At 56.0% G+C, this 23259-nt stretch carries 21 protein-coding genes and 1 tRNA gene; 11 read left to right on the top strand and 11 right to left on the bottom strand.

All coding sequences use genetic code 11. The features are described 5' to 3' along the window. The first annotated feature begins 511 nt into the window (after positions 1-511). Positions 512-1147: an acyl-homoserine-lactone synthase gene (locus CNE01S_RS21700; RefSeq protein ID WP_061278456.1), complete on the top strand. Its 636-nt coding sequence runs from the start codon at positions 512-514 to the stop codon at positions 1145-1147. Positions 1148-1156: 9 nt separating this feature from the next. Here CNE01S_RS21700 and CNE01S_RS21695 read toward each other — a convergent pair whose 3' ends face one another. From CNE01S_RS21695 to CNE01S_RS21680, 4 genes are all read right to left on the bottom strand, one after another. Beyond that, entirely contained in the window at positions 1157-1855 is a 699-nt protein-coding gene (locus tag CNE01S_RS21695; RefSeq protein ID WP_082763269.1) for a helix-turn-helix transcriptional regulator, read from the bottom strand. 152 nt (positions 1856-2007) lie between these two features. Next, entirely contained in the window at positions 2008-2661 is a 654-nt protein-coding gene (gene nfsB / locus CNE01S_RS21690) for an oxygen-insensitive NAD(P)H nitroreductase (protein WP_061278455.1), read from the bottom strand. Between the two features lie 61 nt (positions 2662-2722). Next, positions 2723-3028 carry a putative quinol monooxygenase gene (locus CNE01S_RS21685; protein WP_061278453.1) on the bottom strand — a complete coding sequence of 102 codons (306 nt, stop codon included), beginning with the start codon at positions 3026-3028 and terminating at the stop codon, positions 2723-2725. A gap of 1 nt (position 3029) precedes the next feature. After that, positions 3030-4037, bottom strand: a complete 1008-nt coding sequence (locus CNE01S_RS21680) for a zinc-binding alcohol dehydrogenase family protein (protein ID WP_061278451.1) — start codon at positions 4035-4037, stop codon at positions 3030-3032. A gap of 111 nt (positions 4038-4148) precedes the next feature. Between CNE01S_RS21680 and CNE01S_RS21675 the strand changes: the two genes are divergently transcribed. Continuing rightward, positions 4149-5069 carry a LysR family transcriptional regulator gene (locus CNE01S_RS21675; protein ID WP_061278449.1) on the top strand — a complete coding sequence of 307 codons (921 nt, stop codon included), beginning with the start codon at positions 4149-4151 and terminating at the stop codon, positions 5067-5069. Here CNE01S_RS21675 and CNE01S_RS21670 read toward each other — a convergent pair. Further along, complete coding sequence (locus CNE01S_RS21670) at positions 5066-6703, bottom strand: methyl-accepting chemotaxis protein (protein WP_061278447.1); 1638 nt, start codon at positions 6701-6703, stop codon at positions 5066-5068. The genes CNE01S_RS21675 and CNE01S_RS21670 overlap by 4 nt on opposite strands. 201 nt (positions 6704-6904) lie before the next feature. On the opposite strand from CNE01S_RS21670, the gene CNE01S_RS21665 reads away from it, so the two are divergent. The 3 genes from CNE01S_RS21665 (at position 6905) to CNE01S_RS21655 (ending at position 10366) form a co-directional block, all read left to right on the top strand. Further along, positions 6905-8359, top strand: coding sequence for an AMP nucleosidase (locus CNE01S_RS21665; RefSeq protein ID WP_061278445.1), 1455 nt, complete (start codon positions 6905-6907; stop codon positions 8357-8359). A 21-nt stretch (positions 8360-8380) separates the two neighbouring features. Then, a complete protein-coding gene (locus tag CNE01S_RS21660) occupies positions 8381-10162 on the top strand; it encodes an aminopeptidase P family protein (RefSeq protein WP_061278443.1) in 1782 nt (593 codons plus the stop codon). A 128-nt stretch (positions 10163-10290) separates the two neighbouring features. Then, positions 10291-10366, top strand: a tRNA-Asn gene (locus CNE01S_RS21655). A gap of 126 nt (positions 10367-10492) precedes the next feature. Here CNE01S_RS21655 and CNE01S_RS21650 read toward each other — a convergent pair. Both CNE01S_RS21650 and CNE01S_RS21645 read right to left on the bottom strand, forming a co-directional pair. Beyond that, positions 10493-11881 carry an APC family permease gene (locus CNE01S_RS21650; protein WP_061278441.1) on the bottom strand — a complete coding sequence of 463 codons (1389 nt, stop codon included), beginning with the start codon at positions 11879-11881 and terminating at the stop codon, positions 10493-10495. 378 nt (positions 11882-12259) lie between these two features. Then, on the bottom strand, positions 12260-13678 hold the full coding sequence (locus tag CNE01S_RS21645; RefSeq protein ID WP_061278439.1) for a glutamine synthetase family protein: 1419 nt from the start codon (positions 13676-13678) through the stop codon (positions 12260-12262). A gap of 212 nt (positions 13679-13890) precedes the next feature. Here CNE01S_RS21645 and puuD point away from each other — a divergent pair, with 212 nt between their 5' ends. The 4 genes from puuD to CNE01S_RS21625 all read left to right on the top strand — a co-directional run bounded on the left by puuD (position 13891) and on the right by CNE01S_RS21625 (position 18145). Further along, positions 13891-14655 (top strand): gamma-glutamyl-gamma-aminobutyrate hydrolase, encoded by a 765-nt coding sequence (puuD, locus tag CNE01S_RS21640; protein ID WP_061278437.1) that lies wholly within the window; start codon positions 13891-13893, stop codon positions 14653-14655. Positions 14656-14680: 25 nt separating this feature from the next. Next, complete coding sequence (gene puuR / locus CNE01S_RS21635; RefSeq protein WP_045783107.1) at positions 14681-15238, top strand: HTH-type transcriptional regulator PuuR; 558 nt, start codon at positions 14681-14683, stop codon at positions 15236-15238. Between the two features lie 136 nt (positions 15239-15374). Further along, entirely contained in the window at positions 15375-16868 is a 1494-nt protein-coding gene (puuC, locus tag CNE01S_RS21630; protein WP_061278435.1) for an aldehyde dehydrogenase PuuC, read from the top strand. After that, positions 16865-18145 (top strand): NAD(P)/FAD-dependent oxidoreductase, encoded by a 1281-nt coding sequence (locus CNE01S_RS21625; protein ID WP_061278433.1) that lies wholly within the window; start codon positions 16865-16867, stop codon positions 18143-18145. Before puuC ends, CNE01S_RS21625 begins: the two co-directional genes overlap by 4 nt. 43 nt (positions 18146-18188) lie before the next feature. Here CNE01S_RS21625 and CNE01S_RS21620 read toward each other — a convergent pair whose 3' ends face one another. Then, on the bottom strand, positions 18189-18668 hold the full coding sequence (locus tag CNE01S_RS21620) for a PaaI family thioesterase (protein WP_245874408.1): 480 nt from the start codon (positions 18666-18668) through the stop codon (positions 18189-18191). Between the two features lie 312 nt (positions 18669-18980). Between CNE01S_RS21620 and CNE01S_RS21615 the strand changes: the two genes are divergently transcribed. Beyond that, complete coding sequence (locus tag CNE01S_RS21615; RefSeq protein ID WP_061278432.1) at positions 18981-19241, top strand: YdgH/BhsA/McbA family protein; 261 nt, start codon at positions 18981-18983, stop codon at positions 19239-19241. 44 nt (positions 19242-19285) lie between these two features. Here CNE01S_RS21615 and ldtA read toward each other — a convergent pair whose 3' ends face one another. Continuing rightward, entirely contained in the window at positions 19286-20221 is a 936-nt protein-coding gene (gene ldtA, locus CNE01S_RS21610) for a L,D-transpeptidase (RefSeq protein WP_061278429.1), read from the bottom strand. Positions 20222-20380: 159 nt separating this feature from the next. On the opposite strand from ldtA, the gene CNE01S_RS21605 reads away from it, so the two are divergent. Next, positions 20381-21622, top strand: coding sequence for a mechanosensitive ion channel family protein (locus CNE01S_RS21605; protein WP_061278426.1), 1242 nt, complete (start codon positions 20381-20383; stop codon positions 21620-21622). On the opposite strand, the gene CNE01S_RS21600 is transcribed toward CNE01S_RS21605, so the two are convergent. Beyond that, positions 21619-23073 carry an EmmdR/YeeO family multidrug/toxin efflux MATE transporter gene (locus tag CNE01S_RS21600; RefSeq protein WP_061278424.1) on the bottom strand — a complete coding sequence of 485 codons (1455 nt, stop codon included), beginning with the start codon at positions 23071-23073 and terminating at the stop codon, positions 21619-21621. The genes CNE01S_RS21605 and CNE01S_RS21600 overlap by 4 nt on opposite strands. After that, on the bottom strand, positions 23070-23259 hold a 190-nt coding region (locus CNE01S_RS25645; RefSeq protein WP_218009454.1), incomplete at its 5' end, for a hypothetical protein. The genes CNE01S_RS25645 and CNE01S_RS21600, both read right to left, overlap by 4 nt.

Here is a 23259-nt window from a genome sequence, read left to right as displayed (position 1 = left end):
GATTTTTCACGTAGTTTTCACCTCTTCACAAAATTCATTTTTCCTCTGCGTCGGCGGTTCACTTTTTTAATTAGTCGGCTACTATTCAGTTATGCCGTACGCTTTTCGCGCAACATCCCCTGTCGTGTAATAAAATATTTGCCCCGCAAAATGCCCGTTATGTTAGTAAATTTTCTCAGTTAATTGCGGTATATTGCAGGGAACTGCATTGAACGAGTCGGGTTCTTGAGAGATATAAAAGAAAAGCCCCCGCAAATGCAGGGGCTTAAGTTTCTTTATTTTTATTTTTTGTAATGTAAAATTACAAGTGCTTACGATCTTGTGCATCGGGAAATCGGTGTACTAGATAATAATCTGTGAACATTTCCCTTGGTGTTGCTCAGGTCTTTGACCGCCTGACCCGCTTGCGTGTTGGCGCGGCCGGTCAGGATTTTTTTAAGTTTAGAGAAGGCCTTAGGCAAAAAAAAGCTGTCTTTAAGTACAGGGGGACTTCCACATACAGGGATACGCTATGTGTTCTGCAATTGAATTTTTTATAAGTAATCATAATGATTTACACCCAGGCCTCGCCCGGGAGCTGTATGCATTACGCAAAAAAACATTTCATGAACGGCTCGAATGGAAAGTGGAATGTGAAGATAACCAGGAAAGAGATCAATTCGATAACGCAAATACAACTTATTTAATGGGCATGTCGGAAGGCCAATTATTTTGTGGCGCACGCTTTATTGATGCCAAACATCCGACCATGACTGATGAAATATTTTATCAATATTTTAATAACATTAGTTTGCCAAAAAACATTCCGTGCTGTGAAATCACTCGTTTATTCTTAGATAAAGCCCGCCGCGACGAGGGAAATTTACGCACTCTCCCCGCCAGTAAAGCTTTATTCCTGGCGATGATTATGTATTGCCTAAAAAACGGCTATCCGGGCATGCACGCGGTGACCAGCCGGGGGATGTATGCCATTTTCCGTCAGGCCAACTGGAAGGTTGAGGTACTGCAGAAAGGGCTCTCAGAAAAGGGCGAAGCGGTTTATTATATTTTTATGCCCGCCAATGAGCAGGTTATTGAAGATATTATTACTAAAGATAAAAACAGCGCATGGCTGCGCGACACGCTCACCCAGCTCCAGCACCTGTAACCTCTCGGCTCAGGCATCCAGCAGCCTGAGTTCGATACTCAATTTAACCGCATGACGGGCATTGTTAACGCCGAGCTTTTTCATGGCATTGCCCATGTGGAATTTTACCGTACGTTCGGTAATCGAGAGTATGGCGGCGATTTCCGCATACGTTTTTCCGGCGTACACCCACTGCAGAATTTGCTGCTCACGTGGCGAAAGAAAAACATTCTTTTTCTGCCGAATATCGCTGTATAAATTCAACATCTTTTGGTGCAGCTTGATAAAGAAAGCGATTACCGCCTCGCGGTTTTCGGTGAGGTTCACTTCCGAAGGCTGATGGCTGATCAGCGAAAGCACCACAAGGTTGTTCACATAGTCGTGGAGAGGATAAGTATGCCCCTGCACAATGTTGTGCTGTGAGCCTTCATCAAAAATACGCTTCAGCGTATACCCGGAAGAGACCATCATCCCGCTGTCCCATGAAAAATCCTCCAGGCTGCTGAGAGACCGGACAATGACTGGGTCAATAAATTGATATTTGTTTTCGAGATAAATGTTAAACCATTGCGGATTGTTATTAATAATACGCATTTGGGAAGGGTCTTTCTTATTCATTACAGCATACGCGTAGGTCGTATGTTTGTAATTCAGAATAAATTCATCAAGCTCGCGCTGAATTAATGAATTTACTTTGCTGTCATTATAATATGTATCCTTCACAACCATCGCCATCCGTAGAATTAAGAGAGCAAAGTATAGATCATTTCCCCTCGCTTGCCACACCTCAATGCCACCGATTTGATGAATAAACGCAGGAATGGCCTAATACCCATTCCCGCGTCAGAAAATAAAAGTTAAATCACGTTATCATCACGCGCTTAGATTTCGGTCAGAATCTGACTAAAGTCGAGGCGAGACTTCGGTAATCCGGCATTAAAATCCTCCACGCTGCGATAACCCAGCGCCACCATCACCACGCTGGTGAGCCCTTTCTCGCGCAGGCCAAACTCTGCGTCCAGCACTGCGGCATCAAAACCTTCAATCGGCACGGCATCAATGTTCAGGGTGGAAACGCCCAGCAGCAGCGTACCGAGGTTGAGATAAACCTGCTTCTCCATCCAGTGCTGCGCATCTTTCAGGTCAAAACGGTGTTTATTGGCATAGAAAGAGCGGCCTTTGTGCTGCCCTTCTTTTGCCTGCTCCGTGGCAAAGCGGCCATCTTCCTGCTCTTTTTGCAGCAGTGTTTGCAAGTGCGCATCGTCATAAACCGTTTTGGCGCAGAACACCACGACATGCGAAGCATTCAGTACTTTAGGCTCGTTTGCCGCGTAAGGCCCGGTGGTCGCTTTGGCAATGCGTGCTTTGCCTTCATCAGTACTGGCCAGCATGAAATGCCACGGCTGCGAGTTGGTACTCGAGGGGCTCAGGCGCAACAGATTTTTAATTTTATCTACATCTTCAGCGGCGATCTTTTTAGACGCATCGAAAGCTTTCGTGGCATAACGGCGGGAGGCAGCATCAACAATGTTCATTATGTTTCCTGAATAAATCTTTGTGTATTGCAGCGGCCAGCCTGGCCGCCGCACGTAAAAGTTAAACGGCAACTTCGTCCAGCGGCACCAGCTTCAGCGGTTCCGCCAGCAGCGCGTCCATTTGTTTCACAAATGCCTGGAAGTGAGGCAGTGAATTGTGCAGGTCGAGCGCCTGTTGGCCCCGCCATGACTCGCGAACATAAAACGTATCCGGCTCTTGTTGAAGCTGGAACAGCGTGTAGTCGAGGCACCCTGGCTCAAGGCGGCTCGGCGCAACCAGCGCTTTCAACGCGGCTTTAAGGTTATCTTGCTGACCGGCCTTCGCCTTCAGCATCGCAATAATAGTCAGGGTTTCGGGCGTCGCCATATCAGAAGCCCTCCAGCACGATTTTACCCACCGCGCGCCCGGTTTCCAGCAGCGCATGGGCGCGGCGCAGGTTGCCCGCGTTAATTGTGCCATAGTGTTCGCCGAGCGTAGTTCTTAACACGCCCTGGTCGATAAGCGTGGCTACGCGCGTGAGTAGATTATGCTGCTCAATAATATCGCTGGTGACGAACATCGAACGGGTGAACATAAACTCCCAGTGCAGCGAAATACTTTTAGCCTTAAGCGCGCGAACGTCCAGCGCTGTCGGGTCATCAATCAGCGCAAATTTCCCCTGTGGAATGAGCGCCTCAATCAGCTGGGCATAATGTTGTTCGGTATTGGTCAGGCTGGCAACGTGAGTAACGTGTTTCACGCCAATGCGCTGTAGCTCTTCCGTCAGTGGTTTGCTGTGGTCGATAACGTGGTGGGCGCCAAGCTCGCTCACCCACTTTTGGCTTTCCGGGCGAGACGCGGTGCCAATCACGGTGGCTTTTGTCAGCCTGCGGGCAAGCTGGGTCAAAATTGAGCCCACGCCACCGGCCGCGCCCACAATCAGCAAGACTGCATCTTCGCTGCCGTTTTCCTGAATGCCCAGGCGGTCGAAAAGCATTTCCCAGGCGGTGATCGCCGTCAGTGGTAATGCGGCGGCAGCGGCATTTTCCACGGACTTAGGTTTGAGTGCCGCAATGCGCTCGTCCACCAGCTGAAATTCGCTGTTGCTCCCTGGGCGAGTCAGCGACCCGGCGTACCACACGGCATCGCCTGGCTTGAACAGCGTTACGGCTTCACCCACTTCCACAACGGTACCCACGGCGTCCCAGCCCAGCACGCGAGGCGCGTCGCCGCTAAAGCCGCTGCGGACTTTGGTATCAACGGGGTTAACGGAAATGGCGTTCACCGCCACCAGAATGTCGTGCCCCTGAGCAACGGGCTTCGGCAGCGTAATGTCCTGCAGCGCATCAATATTGCTGCCGTCTTTTGCGGCACGGGTAATAGCAATAGCTTTCATAGCGGCTCCAATAAGGTAATGGGTTCATCAATTTAGTAAAATCATGGTACAAGGAGCGCTGAAGGTGAAAAACCGGCGTCAGGAAACAACACTTATACTCGGAGAGTGAAAATGCTCAGGCTGGAAGACCTTGCGCTGTTTGTCAGGGCGGCGGCGTTAAACAGTTTTAGCGATACCGCCAGAGAAGCCGGGCTGCAGCCGGCCCAGGTAAGCACCGCCATTAAGCGCCTGGAGCAAAACCTCAATATTCGCCTGTTCGCCCGCTCAACGCGCAGCCTGCGCCTGACGCCCGAAGGTGAAGCCTGGCTGCCTTACGCCCAGCAGGTGTTGCAGACGCTGGATGCCGGGTATGAACAGATCCAGCCTCCCAGCGACGAAGTACGCGGCACGCTGCAAATCGCCGTCCCTTCCGATCTTGGACGAAATCTTCTGCTCGACGTTTTTCAGCAATTTCGCAGCACTTACCCGGCGTTAAGCCTGAAGCTTCTGTTTTCCGATCGAATAACCGACGTGTTTAAAGATCCGGTGGATGTGGCCTTTCGCTACGGCAATAACGATGACGCGTCGTATATCGCCCTGCCGGTTGCGCCAGAAAACCGCCGCGTGCTCGTCGCTTCACCCGCCTATCTGGCCCGCTATGGCGAACCGAAAATCCTTGCCGACCTGGCTCAACACAATGCGCTGACGTTCGTGCTTCGCGGGCGAGTGCACAATAGCTGGTCGTTCAAGCTGCACGGCAACCTGCAGCAAGTGGCGGTGAAAGGCTCGATGATGAGCGATGATGCGGAAGTGATTCATCGCCTGGCGGTAAAAGGCGAAGGCATTACCTACAAATCCTGGCTTGATGTCAGTGAAGATGTGCAGGAAGGCCGCTTAAAGCTGCTGCTGCCGCAGTATGAAGGGGACAACATTCCGCTGAATCTGATCTGCCCGCACCGTAAGCAGTTGTCTACCACGGTGCGGTTGTTGCACGAAGCAGTCAAGGCGCGCTGCGAAAACGCGATGCGCACCCTGCCCGTCATAGAAGCTTAAAACGTGACCCAGTCATCCCCTGCCGTGGCGGCAGCAGCGACTTTTGCCTGAGGTTTTATCTTCGTTTCCACCACGGCCTGTTCTTCACGCCCGGACAGGCGGAAACGCGCCACCGCTTTTTGCAGCATTTCAGTCTGGCCTTCCAGCGCCGCCGCAGCCGCAGAGATCTGCTCTACCAGCGCGGCGTTTTGCTGAGTCACGCTGTCCATTTCGCTGACCGCCACGCTCACCTGCGAAATGCCTTTGCTCTGCTCGTCCGTCGCCGAGGCAATTTGCTTCATGATTTGCGTAGTATCGGAGACGGCCTTCAATACCTCTTTCATGGTGTTACCCGCCTCGTTCACCAGCGCCGCGCCGCTGTTAACCCGGTTGACCGAGTCGGCAATCAGCGTTTCAATTTCTTTCGCCGCGCCCGCGCTGCGGCTGGCCAGGTTGCGCACTTCCCCCGCAACCACCGCAAAGCCCCGCCCCTGCTCGCCTGCTCGCGCGGCTTCGACGGCGGCGTTTAGCGCCAGAATATTGGTCTGGAATGCAATACTGTTGATGACGCTGGTGATTTCACTGATTTTACGGGAGCTGTCGGAGATCCCTTCCATCGTGACCACCACATCGCCCACCAGCTTGCCGCTGCGGCTGGCGGTTTGTGAGGCTTTCTCTGCAATGCTGCTGGCCTGACGGGCGTTCTCGGCGTTGAATTTTACCGTGGCAGTGAGCTGTTCCATGCTGGCCGCGGTTTCTTCCAGCGCGGCGGCCTGTTCTTCGGTGCGCGAAGAGAGATCGTTATTGCCGGAAGAGATCTCCGCCGAGCCACGATAAATATTCTCCGTGCCGCTGCGAATCGCGCTCACCGCATCACGCAGGCTGCCCTGCATCTCGGCCAACAGCGGAAATAACTTGCCGACGCAGTTTCGTCCAAAGTCCTCAACCGGGTGACTGAGGTCGCCTTTAGCAATTACCGAGAAATGATCCCGGATGCGATCCAGCGGTTTCACCAGCAGGTTCACCAGATAACGATCGGTAAACAGCAGGATCAGCAGTCCAATCACAATCGCCACCAGCACGGTGACTTTCATCAGCCGAGTCAGCGAGTCCACGGCCACTCGGGTGCGGTCCAGTCGTTCCTCGGCCACGGCGGTAAACTTGCTGCTGCTGGCTCCGAAGGCACGGCTGAGCGGCGGCGTGACCTGGGTGGCCTGCTGGCGATAATCCGCCGCGCTCCCCTGCTGGGCAAGCTGCATCTGCACCGCCACGCCGTTATCTAAAAGCTGCTGCCATTTTTCGATGACGTCGGCGGAAACGACCGGGTCCATTGGCCCAGGCGAAACGCTCTTCAGACGCTCAAGCTCGCTTTTCATGTTATCCAGCGCTTCCTGCACGGGCTTAAAATCGGTAGCTTCCCCGGCCGTCTTCGCCTCCATTACCCGCGAAAGACGGGTAATAAAGCGAAAATACTGGTCGTTGCCTTTACTCAGAATCGTCATCTGTGACACCAGCTGATGGTCAACGGCGTTGCCGTCCCCAAGCTTCGCCAGTGAATAAACGGTAAACACGCCAACGGCTGACCACAGCAGGCAGAACAGCCCCAGCACGGTGAGCAGCACCCGGCGTACGGTAAAATTCTTTAACATCCCCATGTCATTCCCCTCATCGTTATTGTCGTTATCCCATCAAGCTCGGGTATCACAGGGGGTTATCGGCAATCTTTGCGCGGGTATTCATTTATTTGTGATGAATTTTTTATGAGGCTCGCAACTCGGCCCGTCTTCCGCTTCCGTTCTGCTCCCGGCATGACATACTGAGACACTAACCCGGCGAGAACCGGTAAAGGAGAATCAATGAATAATAACGTTGTAAGCCAGGGGCTGACGCCTGCTGAAGCCCTGGACAAGCTGGAAGCGCTGTACGAAAACTCGGTAATGGCTCTTCGCGATGCGATTGCCCTCTACACTCAACAAGGCACGCTACCGGACGTCGACGCGCGTTCCGACGGGCTGTTTGTCTACCCGGAACTGCGGGTGAGCTGGGACGGCGTTCCCCGTGGTCCCAAAAATACCCGCTCCTACGCCCGCTTTACCCACTCCGGCAGCTACACCACCACGGTGACCCGTCCCGCGCTGTTTAAAAACTACCTCAATGAACAACTGAGCCTGCTGTGCGAAGACTATGGGGTACACATTGAGGTGGGCCCTTCTCAGCACGAGATCCCTTATCCTTATGTGATTGACGGCCTGAACCTCGACCGCACCATGAGCGCCGGGCTGACGCGCCATTTCCCGACCACCGAGCTGTCACAGATTGGCGATGAAACCGCCGACGGCCTGTTCCACCCGACGGAAGCCTGGCCGCTGTCGCACTTCGACGCCCGCCGGGTAGACTTCTCGCTGGCTCGCCTGCGCCACTACACCGGCACGCCGGTGGAGCACTTCCAGCCCTTCGTGCTGTTCACCAACTACACGCGTTACGTGGACGAGTTTGTCCGCTGGGGCTGCCAGCAAATCCTCGACCCGGACAGCCCGTATATCGCCCTGTCCTGCGCCGGAGGCACCTGGCTGACCGCAGAAACGGAAGCCCCGGAAGAAGCCATCTCTGACCTGGCGTGGAAGAAACATCAGATGCCGGCCTGGCACCTGATCGACAAAAACGGCAGCGGCATTACGCTGATTAACATTGGCGTGGGCCCGTCTAACGCCAAAACCATCTGCGACCACCTCGCGGTGCTGCGCCCGGATGCCTGGCTGATGATTGGCCACTGCGGCGGCCTGCGCGAAAGCCAGCAGATTGGCGACTACGTGCTGGCGCACGCCTACCTGCGCGATGACCACGTACTGGACGCGGTGCTGCCGCCGGACATCCCGATTCCAAGCATCGCCGAGGTGCAGCGCGCGCTTTACGACGCCACCAAACAGGTCAGCGGCATGCCGGGGGAAGAAGTTAAGCAGCGCCTGCGCACCGGGACGGTGGTCACCACCGATGACCGAAACTGGGAGCTGCGCTATTCAGCTTCTGCGCTGCGCTTTAACCTCAGCCGTGCGGTGGCTATCGACATGGAAAGTGCGACCATTGCCGCACAGGGTTACCGCTTCCGTGTACCGTACGGCACGCTGCTGTGCGTTTCCGACAAACCGCTGCATGGCGAAATCAAGCTGCCGGGCCAGGCCAACCGCTTCTATGAAGGGGCAATTTCTGAGCACCTGCAAATTGGCATTCGCGCTATTGATTTGCTGCGTGCCGAAGGGGAAAAGCTACACTCGCGCAAGCTGCGTACCTTCAACGAGCCGCCGTTCCGTTAACAAAAATAATAAGGAAGCTGGATGCAACACACTTCATCACTCGGCCCCCTGCGTGCGCTGCTCAGCGCGCGCGAGCTGGATGGGATCATCGTGCCGCGTGCCGACGCCCATCAGAGCGAAGACTGCTCACCTCATGACAATAAACTGGCGTTTATCAGCGGCTTTACCGGATCCGCCGGGCTGGCGCTGATCCTCGCCGACCGCGCCCTGCTGTTCGTGGACGGGCGCTACCAGGTGCAGGCTCGCCATCAGGTAAATCTGCGGGAGTTTGAGATTCATCATCTGCATGATGAGCCGCTGCACCTGTGGCTGCGGGACAATCTGCCTGCGGGCAAGCGCATCGCCTTCGAGCCGCTGCTGATGGTTAACAGCCAGTACGAAAACCTGCGCACCAGCGGCTGTGACCTGGTGGCGGTGGATGACGACCCGCTCGACACGATCTGGCCAGACCGCCCTGCGGCACCCTGCGGGGAAATCATCGCCATGCCGGACGAAATCAGTGGCGAAAGCGCTGCCTCAAAACGTGGGCGGATCGCCCAGGCGCTGAGCCAGGCCGGGGTCGATTATCTGGCCCTGACGCTGCCGGACAATATCGCCTGGTTGCTGAACGTGCGTGGCTCGGATATTGCCATGAACCCGGTGCCGCACTCTTTCGCACTGGTTAGCGCCAGCGGCGGCATTGAGTGGTTTGTTGACGAAAGAAAGCTGCGCAGCCTGGATAAAGCTCAGCTCAGCGGCATCTCGCACAGCCCGATGGGTGAATTCCTTGTCCGCTGCCAGCAGGTGGCGGCAGGTAAACGCATTCTCATTGACGCAGACTATGCGCCGGTTGCGGTGCGCTTTGCCGTGGAGCAAGGTGGCGGCAGCGTGTTGTGGGCACCCGACCCTATTACCCTTATCAAATCCAATAAGAATGAAACCGAGCTGGCGGGCTACCGCGACAGCCATGTCGAAGACGGCGTGGCCTGGGTGAACTTTCTCGCCTGGCTGACCCGTGAAGTGCCGCTGCGCGAGGCTGCAGGCAACCCGGTCACCGAGCTGGAAGCCCAGGAAAAACAGCTCAGCTTCCGCCAGCAAGGTGCCACTTTTACCGAGCAGAGTTTCAGCACCATTTCCGCTGCAGCCAGCAACGCCGCGATGTGCCACTACCACTCTTCACCGGAAACGAATTTCGACCTCACTGACGAGCAGTTCTACCTCAATGATTCCGGCGGGCAGTATATCAACGGCACGACGGACGCCACCCGCACACTCAGTTTTGGCGAGCTGGATGCCACCCGGCGCCTGCACTACACCGCCGTGCTGAAAGGCTTCCTGGCGCTGATCTCGCTGCAGTTCCCGCAGGGGACTCAGGGCCACCAGCTCGATGCCTTTGCCCGCCGCCCGCTCTGGGAGCTGGGGCTGGACTATGACCACGGCACCGGGCACGGCGTTGGCCACCGGCTGATGATCCACGAAAACCCGCACCGCATGGCGAAGAAGGTGAACCCCTGGCCGATGCTGCCGGGCAACATCATCACCATCGAGCCGGGTTATTATCTGGCGGAGAGCCACGGGATCCGTATCGAAAACCAGGTTGAAGTGGTTGCCTCCCGGCCGGGCTTCTGCAAATTCTCGTCGCTGACGCTGATCCCTATCGATCTGTCAGCAGTAGACGTTGATTTGCTCAGCCCGCAGGATATCGCCTGGCTTGACGATTACCACCGGCAGGTGCGGGATACGCTGTCCCCGCGCGTGAACGAAGAAGCTCGTCAGTGGCTTGAAGCCACCACATTGCCCGTCACTCAGCAGCGCAAGCAGTAACCATTTAAGGCCGCTTTTGCGGCCTTTTTCATTGATTTGCTGGATTAATCGGCAGTTGAACGCATTTCACCAAAACAGCCTTTGACAACCCGGACTCACCTCGTTAGTATTCGCCCCGTTCACACGATTCCTCTGTAGTTCAGTCGGTAGAACGGCGGACTGTTAATCCGTATGTCACTGGTTCGAGTCCAGTCAGAGGAGCCATATTTAAGAAGCCCGCTTAAGGAAACTTAAGCGGGCTTTTTGCTTTTCTGCGCGGGAAAAAACAGAACAAAAAAGCCCGCTTACTTCTCCATAAGCGGGCTTTTTATTCTCTAACGCGGCCTGTAACTACTCCCAGGCGCGTTCGGCCTTGCTGGCGTCAAACACTGGCGGTGGCCTGCGGAAGCGGCGGGTCAGGAAGGTCAGGTACAGGACGCCGACCGCGGCCCACACCAGCCCCAGGGTCAGGGACGTCACTTCCAGGTTCACCCACAGCACCGCCACCGTCGTCGCGCCGATCAACGGCAGAATGAGGTAATGCAGCTTCTCGCGCCAGGTTTTGTTGCGGCCTTCGCGACGCCAGAAGTGGTTAAACACCGACAGGTTCACGAAGGTAAAGGCCACCAGCGCGCCGAAGTTGATCAGCGCCGTCGCCGTCACCAGGTCGAAGAACAGCGCGGACAGCGCGACAATCCCCACCATGATCACGTTCAGCGCCGGGGTACGCCATTTCGGGTGCACGTAGCCGAAGTATTTTTCCGGGAACACATTGTCGCGCCCCATAACGTAAAGCAGGCGTGAAACGCTGGCATGAGAGGCAAGGCCCGAAGCCAGGGTATTCACAAAAGTCGTGCAAAGGAAAATCGACTGGAACAGCTTGCCGCCGACGTAGAGCGCAATCTCCGGCAGCGCCGCGTCCGGGTTTTTGAAGCGGCTGATGTCCGGGAAGAACAGCTGCATAAAGAACGACGCCACGATAAAGATAATACCGCCGTAGGCTGCAGTCAGGAAAATAGCTTTAGGGATAGTTCGCGCCGCATCGGGCGTTTCTTCCGACAGCGTGGTGACCGCGTCAAAGCCGAGGAACGAGAAGCAGACTATCGTCGCGCCGGTAATCACCGGGATCAGGTGCGCATTTTCGCTGATAAACGGCTGCAGCGACCACACGGTCCCCACGCCCTCGCCTTTGTGCAACCCCTGCACCACCAGAATGATAAACACCACCATGATGGCAACCTGGACCAGCACAAACAGGGTGTTGAAGTTCGCCACCAGGTTGACGCTCTTCAGGTTGGCTGCCGTCAGGATGCAGACAAACCCTACCACCCAGATCCACGGCGGGACTTCCGGGAACAGCGCCGAAAGATAGATTTTTGCCAGCAGGACGTTAATCATCGGCAGGAACAGGTAGTCCAGCAGCGATGACCAGCCCACCATAAAGCCTACGTGCGGGCTAATGGCCTTTTGAGCGTAGGTATAAGCTGAACCTGCCTGCGGGAACTGGCGCACCAGCTTGCCGTAGCTGATGGCGGTAAACAGCACGCCAGCCAGCGCCAGCAGGTAGGACGCAGGCACGTGTCCGTCGCTGATGCCGGACACGATACCAAAGGTATCAAACACTGACATCGGCGTGAGATAGGCCAGCCCCATCACCACCACCTGCCAGAGTTTCAAAGATTTGCGCAGCTGCGGCTTACCCGCCTGCGAAGCGTTGTCTACGGAGAAATTAGTCGCCATGACGATGTCCCCCCACGCGGATACAGGTTTGCGAAACGTTCTTCGTTCGGGCAAACCTGCTTAGCCTGGGGGTTAATCGTAACTGTCGGGGAACGGGAATGGGGTTCGCGCAGGCCGCTGACCCGTCGTTATCAATACGGCAGCAGCGTTCGCCCTCGCCGTGCGGATATTTAAACATTTGCGTCTGCATCATTTCATTTCCTCGCCGTACACATTGTCGTTAACTGAAGACCCGTTGCCGCCCGCGCTCCATTACGCGACTTCGGGAAATGGCAGGTTGCCCTGCAAAACGTCCGGTCTGGCTCCGCTCAGTCCGTATGATGCTACTTCTTTATTAGCGTGCCCGGCCGCGTTCGCTGCGCCGGGCAGGCGCCAAAATCAGGCGTTTTTCAGCATCCACTCAATTTCAGTTTCTGTGATTAAACGCTCAAACTGCACCAGCTCATCGTGCTTGCACGCATGGAAAACATGGCTGAAACGCTCGCCCAGCAGGTCACGCAGGTGATCGTTCTGAGTGAACTCCCACAGCGCGTCGCTCTGGCGAATCGGGAACGGCAGCCCCTCCTGCTCCAGCCCGTTGCCCTCAACTTCTTCCTGCAGCGGCAGGTCGTTATCCAGGCCGTGTAAAATACCGGCCAGGATAGTCGCCATCACCAGGTACGGGTTGGCATCCGCCCCCGCCACGCGATACTCCACGCGGTGGTTGTCCCTGTCGCCACACGGAATACGCAGCGCCACGGTACGGTTGTTATGCCCCCAGGAAGCCTGAGTCGGGACGTACATCCCCGGCTGGAAGCGGCGCCACGAGTTCACGTTCGGCGCCAGCAGCGCCATAGAAGACGGCATCAGGTGGATCATGCCTGCCAGCGCACGCTTCAGCAGCGCAGAGTCTTCGCCATCGGCGTCCGCCAGCACGTTTTCACCTTTGTTATTCAGCACGCTGATGTGGATATGCATCCCGCTGCCCGCATGCTCTTCATAAGGCTTCGCCATAAAAGTGGCGTGCATCTTATGCTTCTCTGCGACAGTTCGTACCAGGCGTTTTAACGCCAGCGCATCATCGCAGGCATCCAGCACGTTATCGGTGTGATGCAGGTTGATTTCAAACTGGCCCGGCGAGGCTTCTGCCACCGCGCCGTCGGCGGGGATCAGCTGCAGGCGAGCCAGATCGTCGATGTCGGTCAGCACATCGGCAAAGTGGTTCAGGTTATCGACGGAATACACCTGGCTCTGGGTATTACGGTCGTCGGTGCCCGGCGCGCAGGGAGGCTGCAGGTAGCCTTCGGCGTCGCGCTGGCGATCGATTAAATAGAACTCCAGCTCTACCGCTACCACGGGGAATAGCCCACGCTGGCGTAGCTGCTGCCAGAGTCGGTTCAGCACGTTCCGCGGCTCAACGTCAAAGGGAGCGCCATCTTCATCCAGCATGGTCAGCATCATCTGCCCGATAAACTCGGGATCGGCCGCCGACGGGGTCAGCGTGCCCAGCACCGGCACGCAGCGGCGATCCGGCTCGCCCAGCTCCTGCCCCAGACCGGCTTCTTCTACTACATTGCCCAGAATATCCATCGCAAACACGGAGGCCGGGAAGTAACAGCCCTTCTCTACCTTACGCAGTCCGGCCACCGGAATACGTTTCCCGCGGAAGCAACCATTCAGGTCAGTAAGCAGGACATCGACATATTGGGTGTTGGGATAACGCTCAAGAAAGGTATTCACTTCGCGTGCGAACGCGCTACTTCGTCTCTCTTCGGAATGCTGAACAAAATTCTCAACTTCTACGATATTGGTTTCCATGATTCACCGCCGTTGCGTTGGATGCCGGTCGCTGATGTCGACCGTTAAATATAATGTCCACTTATCGACAATGGTGCGAAATAAAATGTTTGTCAAATGTTAATTTGAGTTTGCAAGACGGTTAAACCGCTGCTAAGTTGAGAAAATATTGAACGGAAATGGCCAACATGGAATCGTTTGGAAATAATTTAGTCCAGAATGTGAGGTTGATCATGGTCGATATATTTGACAAGCCGTTAATCGGTGTCGTGATGTGCAGAAACAGGCTTAAGGGTCATCTGACCCAAACATTGCAAGAAAAGTACCTGAATGCGGTATTGAATGCGGGCGGCTTGCCCATTGCCCTCCCTCACGCGCTGGCAGAGCCGGAACTGCTGGAAGCACTGCTGCCAAAACTGGACGGGATCTTCCTGCCGGGCAGCCCCAGCAACGTGCAGCCGCACCTCTATGGTGAAAACGGCGATGAGCCTGACGCCGACCCCGGGCGTGATGAACTGAGCATGGCGCTTATCGCCGCCGGGCTCAAAAGGCGCATCCCCATTTTCGCCATCTGCCGGGGTTTACAGGAACTTGTTGTCGCCACCGGCGGGACTCTGTATCGTCGCCTGTGCGATCGCCCTGAGTTTCTGGAGCACCGTGAAGATCCGGAACTCCCGGTGGAGCAGCAGTATGCCCCATCACACGAAGTCCAGGTTCATGAGGGAGGATTGCTTTCGCAGTTGATACCGGGCTGCAACACGTTTTGGGTGAATTCATTACATGGCCAGGGAGCGAAAACGCTGGGTCCGCTGCTGCGCGTCGAGGCGCGTTCACAGGATGGTCTGGTGGAAGCTGCGAGCGTTCACGATCATCCTTTCGCCCTCGGGGTTCAGTGGCATCCGGAATGGAACAGTAGCGAATATGCACTATCGCGTTTGTTGCTTGAGGGTTTTATCACCGCCAGTCAGAACCACCTCGCTGAAAAGCAGCGGCTCTGACCATTACCGTTAAGGAAATACCACTATGAGCGATGACGGCCTGGCGCCGGGTAAACGTTTGTCAGAGATCCGCCAGCAACTGGGTCTGTCTCAACGTCGTGCCGCCGAACTGTCTGGATTAACGCATAGCGCCATCAGCACCATAGAACAGGACAAAGTCAGTCCTGCCATCAGTACGCTGCAAAAGCTGCTGAAAGTCTACGGGCTGTCGCTCTCCGAGTTCTTCGCGGAACCGGAAAAACCTGATGAGCCACAAGTCGTTATTAATTATGACGACCTGATTGAAATAGGCAGTCAGGGTGTTTCAATGAAATTAATACACAATGGGAATCCTAACCGTACGCTGGCGATGATCATTGAGACTTATCAGCCGGGAACCACTACCGGCGAGAGGATCAAACACCAGGGTGAGGAGACGGGCACGATACTGGAAGGTGAAGTGGTTTTGACCGTAAACGGCCAGACCTGGCACCTGGTTGCGGGGCAAAGTTATGCTATTAACACCAGCATGCCGCACAGCTTCAGCAACACCTCGGCAGGCATCTGCCGCATTATCAGCGCCCATACCCCCACCACGTTCTAATTATTTTCAGGCCTGAGTATTCAGGCCTTATTTCAAAACCTTTTTTAACAGGACTTATTCCTGGGGCTTTTTGCAGCCCAAATTTGCCTGAAGAACCCAGTAAGGCCATTTATCCGATTGAATAAAAGGAGTCATCATGGACTTTCAGCATCTTAATTACTGGCAGGAAAAAGCGAAAAACGCCTCGCCGGAAACACGCCTGTTTATTAACGGCGAATATTGCTCTGCCAAAGACGGCGAAACATTTAGTACCGTCGACCCTTTTGCGCAGCGTAGTCTTGCCGAAGTCGCTCGAGGTAAAAAAACGGACGTCGATATTGCGGTTAAGGCTGCCCGCGATGTTTTTGAGCGCGGCGACTGGGCGCAGGCTTCCCCGGCCAAACGCAAAGCCGTGCTAAGCAAGCTGGCGGATTTAATGGAACAGCATCAGGAGGAGCTGGCGCTGCTGGAAACGCTCGACACCGGCAAGCCTATTCGCCATAGCCTACGTGATGATATTCCAGGCAGCGCCCGCGCTATTCGTTGGTACGCCGAAGCCATCGATAAAGTGTACGGTGAAGTCGCCACCACCGGCGTGAACGAACTGGCGCTGATTGTGCGCGAACCGGTTGGCGTGATTGCCGCCGTTGTGCCGTGGAACTTCCCGCTGCTGCTGGCCTGCTGGAAGCTCGGCCCGGCGCTGGCCGCGGGCAACAGCGTTATCCTCAAGCCTTCTGAAAAATCACCGCTGTCGGCTATTCGCCTTGCGGCCCTGGCCAAAGAAGCGGGCCTGCCGGACGGCGTGTTTAATGTCGTGACCGGGTTTGGTCACGAAGCGGGACAGGCGCTGGCTCAGCACCCGGACGTCGACGTGATTACCTTCACCGGCTCTACCCGCACCGGCAAACAGCTGCTGAAAGATGCGGGGGACAGCAACATGAAGCGCGTCTGGCTGGAAGCGGGCGGCAAAAGCGCGAATATCGTTTTTGCCGACTGCCCGGACCTGCAAAAAGCTGCCGCCACCACCGCCGCCGGCATTTTCTATAACCAGGGCCAGGTCTGCATCGCCGGGACTCGCCTGCTGCTGGAAGAAAGCATCGCCGACGAGTTTATTGCCCTGCTGAAAGAACAGGCCAAAAACTGGCAGCCCGGCAACCCGCTCGATCCTGAAACCACGATGGGCACGCTGATCGACAGCGCCCACGCCGACAACGTCCACGGCTTTATTCGCGACGGCGAAAGCCAGGGCAAGCTGGCGCTCGACGGGCGGAACGGCACTCATCCGGCGGCTATCGGCCCGACGATTTTCACCGACACCGCAGCGGATGCACGAGTCGGCCGGGAAGAGATCTTCGGCCCGGTGCTCGTCGTCACCCGTTTCAATTCCGAAGCCCAGGCGCTCGCCCTTGCTAACGACAGCGACTACGGCCTCGGCGCCGCCGTGTGGACCCGCGATCTTTCCCGCGCCCACCGCATGAGCCGCAGCCTTAAAGCAGGTTCCGTTTTCGTCAATAACTACAACGACGGCGACATGACCGTCCCGTTTGGCGGCTACAAACAGAGCGGCAACGGCCGCGATAAATCCATGCATGCCCTTGAAAAATTTAGCGAACTGAAAACCATCTGGATTGCCCTGGAGCCTTCATCATGACTGAACATACCACCAGCTATTACGCGGCCAGCGCCAACCACTATGAGCCGTTCCCGCAGTTGAATGAATCCGTGACATGCGACGTGTGCGTGGTCGGCGGCGGCTATACCGGCCTTTCGTCCGCACTGCATCTCGCCGAAATGGGCTATGACGTGGTGCTGCTCGAGTCCGCCCGTATCGGCTTTGGCGCCAGCGGGCGCAACGGCGGGCAGCTGGTTAACTCCTACAGCCGCGATATCGACGTGATTGAGCGCCGCTATGGCCCGGAAGCGGCCAAAATGCTCGGTGGCATGATGTTTGAAGGCGGAGAAATTATTCGCGAACGCATTAAGCGCTATCAGATTGACTGTGATTATCGTCCCGGTGGCCTGTTTGTCGCCATGAACCACAAGCAGCTGGAAAAACTGGAAGAGCAGAAAGCCAACTGGGAGCGGTACGGCAATACCCAGTTGGAAATGCTGGATGCCAGCGAACTCAAGCGCGAAGTGAACAGCGATCGTTACGTGGGCGCCCTGCTCGACCACAGCGGCGGCCATATTCATCCGCTGAACCTGGCCATTGGCGAAGCTAACGCCATTCGTCTCAACGGTGGCCGCGTATTCGAACAGTCTGCGGTCACCCATATTCAGCACAGCAGCCCGGCCATTGTCAGCACGGCGAAAGGCAAAGTCACCGCGAAGTACGTGATCGTGGCCGGTAACGCCTACCTTGGCGATAAACTCGAACCAGAGCTGGCTAAAAGCAGCATGCCGTGCGGCACCCAGGTGCTGACCACCGAGCCGCTGGGTGAAGATCTTGCCCGCTCGCTGATCCCGAAAAATTACTGTGTGGAAGACTGTAACTATCTGCTGGATTACTACCGCCTGACGGCCGATAACCGCCTGCTGTACGGCGGCGGCGTGGTCTACGGCGCGCGTGACCCGGCAGATATTGAGCGGCTGGTGATGCCCAACCTGCTGAAAACCTTCCCGCAGCTGAAAGGCGTGAAGATTGACTACAGCTGGACCGGGAACTTCCTGCTGACGCTGTCCCGCATGCCGCAGGTTGGCCGTCTGGATAACAATATTTACTACAGCCAGGGCTGCAGCGGGCACGGCGTTACCTATACCCATCTGGCTGGCCGCCTGATTGCAGAGCTGCTGCGAGGTGACGCCGAGCGCTTCAATGCCTTCGCCAACCTGCCGCACTATCCGTTCCCCGGTGGCCGCACGTTCCGAATTCCGTTTACCGCAATGGGCGCGGCTTACTACAGTCTTCGCGATCGCCTTGGGGTTTAAATAAACCCGACGCACGGAGCGATCCCCTCCGTGCGTTTTTTTATTAGCGGCCTTCTGCTTTGTCACCACGCAGCGTCATCACCGTACTGTGAATCACCGCCGCCATTTTCCCGTCTTCTTTTTGAATCTCGCAGCAGTAATGGCTAATGGTGTTGCCTTTGTGCACCGGGAACGCCTTCGCCGTTAATTTGCCCTGCCAGACCGGCCTTAAAAACGTGGCTTTCAGGTCGATGCTGGTGAAGCTTTCACCCGGGGCCATTAGCGTGGAATGAGCGGTGCCGATTGCCGCGTCTGCCAGCTCGCACAGCATGCCGCCATGAACCGTGCCCTGCTGGTTACCGTGAATCGCCGCGTCTGCGTTTAAGCCAAGCGTGGCACAGCCTTCGGCCACATCCAGCAGTTCAAACTTCAGTAACTGCGATATCGCCGTCGGGTAATTCATGTGGGTGACATCATCGGCCGAAAGGCGGTTATTGAGCATCTTTCTCAGATACTCCAGCACTGAAAGTGGCTTGTTTTCCAACGTACTTCTCCTGTGCAGGTCAGCCCCTTCTGTGAGGGGTGGAATAATCCTGGCATAAAACGTACGGCACACGGGGAAGACAGCACAGAATGTGCCGCTCGTTGAACGCGAAAACTTCACGTTAACGCAGGTTAATTAAGGAAAAAATAAGGTGGCTTAAAGTAATTTACAGTCAATAACACCCAGATATTACCAGCCAGAATTTTTGAAAGTCTTCATCAATAATGCCGGCTGTTCATTGCCCGGACGGCAACCTAACATGCAACGCATCAACCGATAACTTGTTTAATTATTCACATTGAGAGATTTATTATGATGCGTAAACTGATTAATTCCGCCCTTGCCCTTACCGTATTTACCGCCCTTACCGGGACGGCGTTAGCCGCTACCGAAGTCCAGCAAACCGGCACCGGACCGAGCATTGGCACAGTGTCAACCAGCGGGGCATACACCCTGGACCAGGCGATAAATCAACTTTCTGACAAAGCAGATAAAGCCGGGGCAACCTCTTTCAAAGTGACCTCCGCAGGCGGGCAAAATAAGCTCTTCGCCACGGCAGAATTATTCAAATAAAGAAAAGCTCGCGCATGGCGAGCTTATTTTTCTATCACGGATTATTACAGCCGCCCGGACTCCATAGCGGCTGCATTTATTTGTACCGGCATACCGGAACGGCGATTCAATGCTTCGCTGACGGCGGCAGCATGCACATCCGACGCCTGAGTTTCGCTGCGCAATACGGTGGTCATCGGCAGCGGCACTTTCTTGTCGGACTCAAACTCCGCTCGGTTGCGCGACAGTGGCTCGTGAACCTCTAACCAGCGCTTGCCGTCCGGCTCGGTGGTGACCTTCACCGGCTGGTCAATCAGCTGCACGCGAGTCCCGACCGGCACGTTATCGAACAGGAATTTAATGTCGTCGTTGCGCAGGCGGATACAGCCCTGACTGACGCGCAGGCCGATGCCAAAGTTAGCGTTAGTGCCGTGAATGGCGTACAGCTTGCCGATGTAAATGGCGTACAGGCCCATTGGGTTATCAGGCCCCGGCGGCACAAAGGCAGGCAGCGTTTTGCCTTCTTTGGCGTATTCCCTGCGGGTATTCGGCGTCGGCGTCCAGGCCGGGGCGTCCTGCTTACGCTCCACGCGAGTGACCCAGTTGCGCGGCGTTTCACGCCCCGCCTGGCCAATACCTATCGGCAGGATTTCTACGGTGTTAGTGTCCTTGGGATAATAATAAAGGCGCATTTCCGCCACGTTCACCACAATCCCTTCCCGCACGGTGTCCGGCAAAATAACCTGCTGCGGAATAACCAGCTGCGTACCCGCTTTAGGCAGGAACGGATCGACGCCCGGATTAGCCTCCAGCATATTGCTGAAGCCCTGCCCGTACTGGGCGGCAAAATGTTCCAGCGGCTCCTTGTTCCCCTCCGGCACGGTAATCGTCAGAGGCGCGCCAACCAGGCGGCTGCCTTCCGTAGGTAAAGGATAAGTCACGGCCATCGCACTCTGCGTGACCGCAGCCAGAGCAAATGCCAGCGTGGAGAAACGAATCATAATTTCCCTGTTAGTTAACATGATGTGAATTCATTAAGCATAACCGCCCTGAGACAATTCTGTAAGGATTACGCGTTAATATGTCTATTAATTGAACAGTCGGGTTGCGAGCGCTGGCTTCAGAGGGCATGATGTCCTCTTGTTTTTAAAGGAGACGTTATGCAGGAATTGATATCCGCCCTCGAGCAATACGGCATTCAACCCAGCCACACCACTTCCCTGATCGTCATTTTCGGCATCATTTTTCTCACCGCACTGATAGTGCATTTTATTCTGCACGGCATCGTACTTCGCGCCTTTGAGAAGCGCGCGCAGTCCAGCTCCAGCCTCTCTTTGCAGATAATCACCCAGAACAAACTGTTCCAGCGGCTGGCGTTTTTGCTGCAGGGCATCATCGTGAACGTTCAGGCGGTGCTGTGGCTGCAAAAAGGCAGCGACGCCGCAACCATTCTGACCACCTGCGCCCAGCTGTGGGTCATGCTCTATGCGCTAATGTCCTTCTTCTCGCTGCTGGACGTGATTTTCGGCCTGTCGGGTAAATTCTCTTTCGCTTCTCAACTGCCGCTTAAAGGCATTTTCCAGGGCGTGAAGCTGCTGGCCGCGATTGTCGTCGGCATCATGATGGTTTCGCTGCTGATTGGGAAATCCCCGGCAATTCTGATAAGCGGGCTCGGCGCAATGGCCGCCGTGCTGATGTTGGTATTCAAAGATCCGATCCTCGGCCTTGTCGCTGGCATTCAGCTTTCTGCCAATAGCATGCTGAAAATGGGTGACTGGCTGGAAATGCCGAAATACGGCGCGGACGGGGCGGTGATCGACATCGGCCTGACGACGGTAAAAGTCCGCAACTGGGACAATACCATTACCACCATCCCAACTTATGCGCTGGTGTCCGACGCCTTCAAGAACTGGAGCGGAATGTCGGCCTCCGGCGGGCGACGCATTAAGCGCAGCGTGAACATCGATACCACCAGCATTCGTTTTCTGTCGCAGGGCGAGCAGGAGAAGCTACTCAAGGCGAAGCTGCTGCAGCCGTATATGGCGGAGCGCGGGAAAGAGATCAGCGAATACAACCAGCAGCATGCCGACGACTCGGTGCTGAACCAGCGAAAAATGACCAACGTCGGTACCTTCCGGGCATACCTGAATGAGTACCTGCGTAGCCACCCGCGTATTCGCAAAGACATGACGCTGATGGTGCGCCAGCTTGCCCCTGAAAGCGAAGGACTCCCGGTGGAGATTTATGCCTTCACCAACACCGTGGTTTGGGCGGAGTATGAAAGCATTCAGGCCGATATCTTCGACCACATTTTTGCCGTGGTGGACGAGTTTGGGCTGCGTATTCACCAGACGCCAACCGGCAACGACATGCGGGCCATTGCCGGGGCTTTTGAGCGCTAAACGACGCTTTCTTCTGGAGCCGTAAGCGGTTCTTTCGGCGGTCGCGGGTATTTTTTCAGCCAGCGGCCGCTGACCATTCGCCAGTAGAAGCACGCGCCGCGCACCGCCCAGTCGCCGAACATCCCCAGCCAGACGCCCACCACGCCCATCCCGAGCACAATCCCCAGCGTGTAACCAGCGATAACGCGGCAACCCCACATTCCCGCCATCGACACCCACATCGCATAGCGGGCATCGCGTGCGCCCTTCAGCCCGGCCGGCAGCACCCAGGACGCGGCCCAGATAGGCATAAAGGCGGCGTTCATCCACAGCAGGACTTTAACCACTTCTTTGACGTCATCTTCACTGGTGTAGAACGAGGCGAACAGCCCGGCGAACGGCGCGGTTCCCCAGGCAATGATCGTCAGGCCAATCGTGGCGAGCCAGAACGTATGGCGCAGCTGGCGCTCGGCCTGGCCAATTTGCCCTTTCCCGAGCCGCCTGCCGACGATTATCGTTGACGCCGACCCGAGGGCGTTGCCCGGCAGGTTAATCAGCGAGGCCACCGAGAAGGCAATAAAGTTCCCGGCAATGACGTTGGTGCCCATCCCGGCAACGAACATTTGCGTCAGCAGCTTGCCGCCGTTGAACAGCACCGACTCGACGCTCGCAGGGATACCGATGCCGAGCACTTCCCACAAAATGCCCCAGTTGAGTGGCGTGAAGTAGCTTTTCAGCGAGATGCGCAGCGCCGGGTTAAAGCCAATCATCAGCACGAAGATAATGCCCGCCGCGCCGATGAAACGGGAAATGGTCAACCCCAGGCCCGCGCCGACAAAGCCCAGCCCGCCCCAGCCGAAGATGCCGTAGATAAGAATACTGCTGATGATGATGTTGAGGATATTCATGCCGCCGTTAATCAGCAGCGGGATTTTGGTATTCCCCGCCCCACGCAGCGCGCCGCTGCCGATCAGGGCGATGGCTGCCGCAGGATAGCTCCAGACGGTGGTTTGCAGGTAAGAAAGCGCAAGGGCTTTAACTTCTGGTGTAGCGTTCCCGGCGATGACATCGATGATGTGCGTGCCCGCCAGGTGAATGCCTGCGGCCATAATAAATGACACGATGGTCATCAGGATCAGCGACTGCCTGGCCGCCGCCCTCGCCCGCTCCGGATCCAGCCTGCCGAAACTGAACGCCACTACCACCGTGGTGCCGAGGTCGATAGCGGCGAAGAACGCCATAATAACCATGTTAAAACTGTCGGCGAGCCCCACGCCCGCCATCGCCTCTTTCCCTAACCAGCTGACGAGGAAGGTACTCAGCACACCCATCAGCAACACACAGGTGTTTTCGAGGAAGATAGGCACCGCCAGCGGCGTTATCTCTCGCCAGAACAGCACCCGATAACTCTTACGTTTGGCGTACCACGGCGTTTTCGCCACGGTCTGGCGAAGGACTGCATGTAAGTTCAAGAAAGGACCTGCAAGGAAAGATAAAACGGCATTTCAAATAATGGGCGACAAATCGTTATCCTGCAAAGGATTTTTTTGTCTCTGATTGCCTGAAAAGGCAACAAGATGTTGATAGTTTCCGCAAACGCACCACACCGTGAGATTTTGCCTTTGACAAGGCCGGGAGCCGCCGCTAATATCCGCCCC

Origin of the sequence: Cedecea neteri NBRC 105707 = ATCC 33855 (assembly GCF_001571265.1) — a bacterium.
Taxonomy (GTDB): domain Bacteria; phylum Pseudomonadota; class Gammaproteobacteria; order Enterobacterales; family Enterobacteriaceae; genus Cedecea; species Cedecea neteri.
Note: the sequence above shows the minus strand (reverse complement) of the source record. Positions and strands in the feature narration are given on the sequence as shown.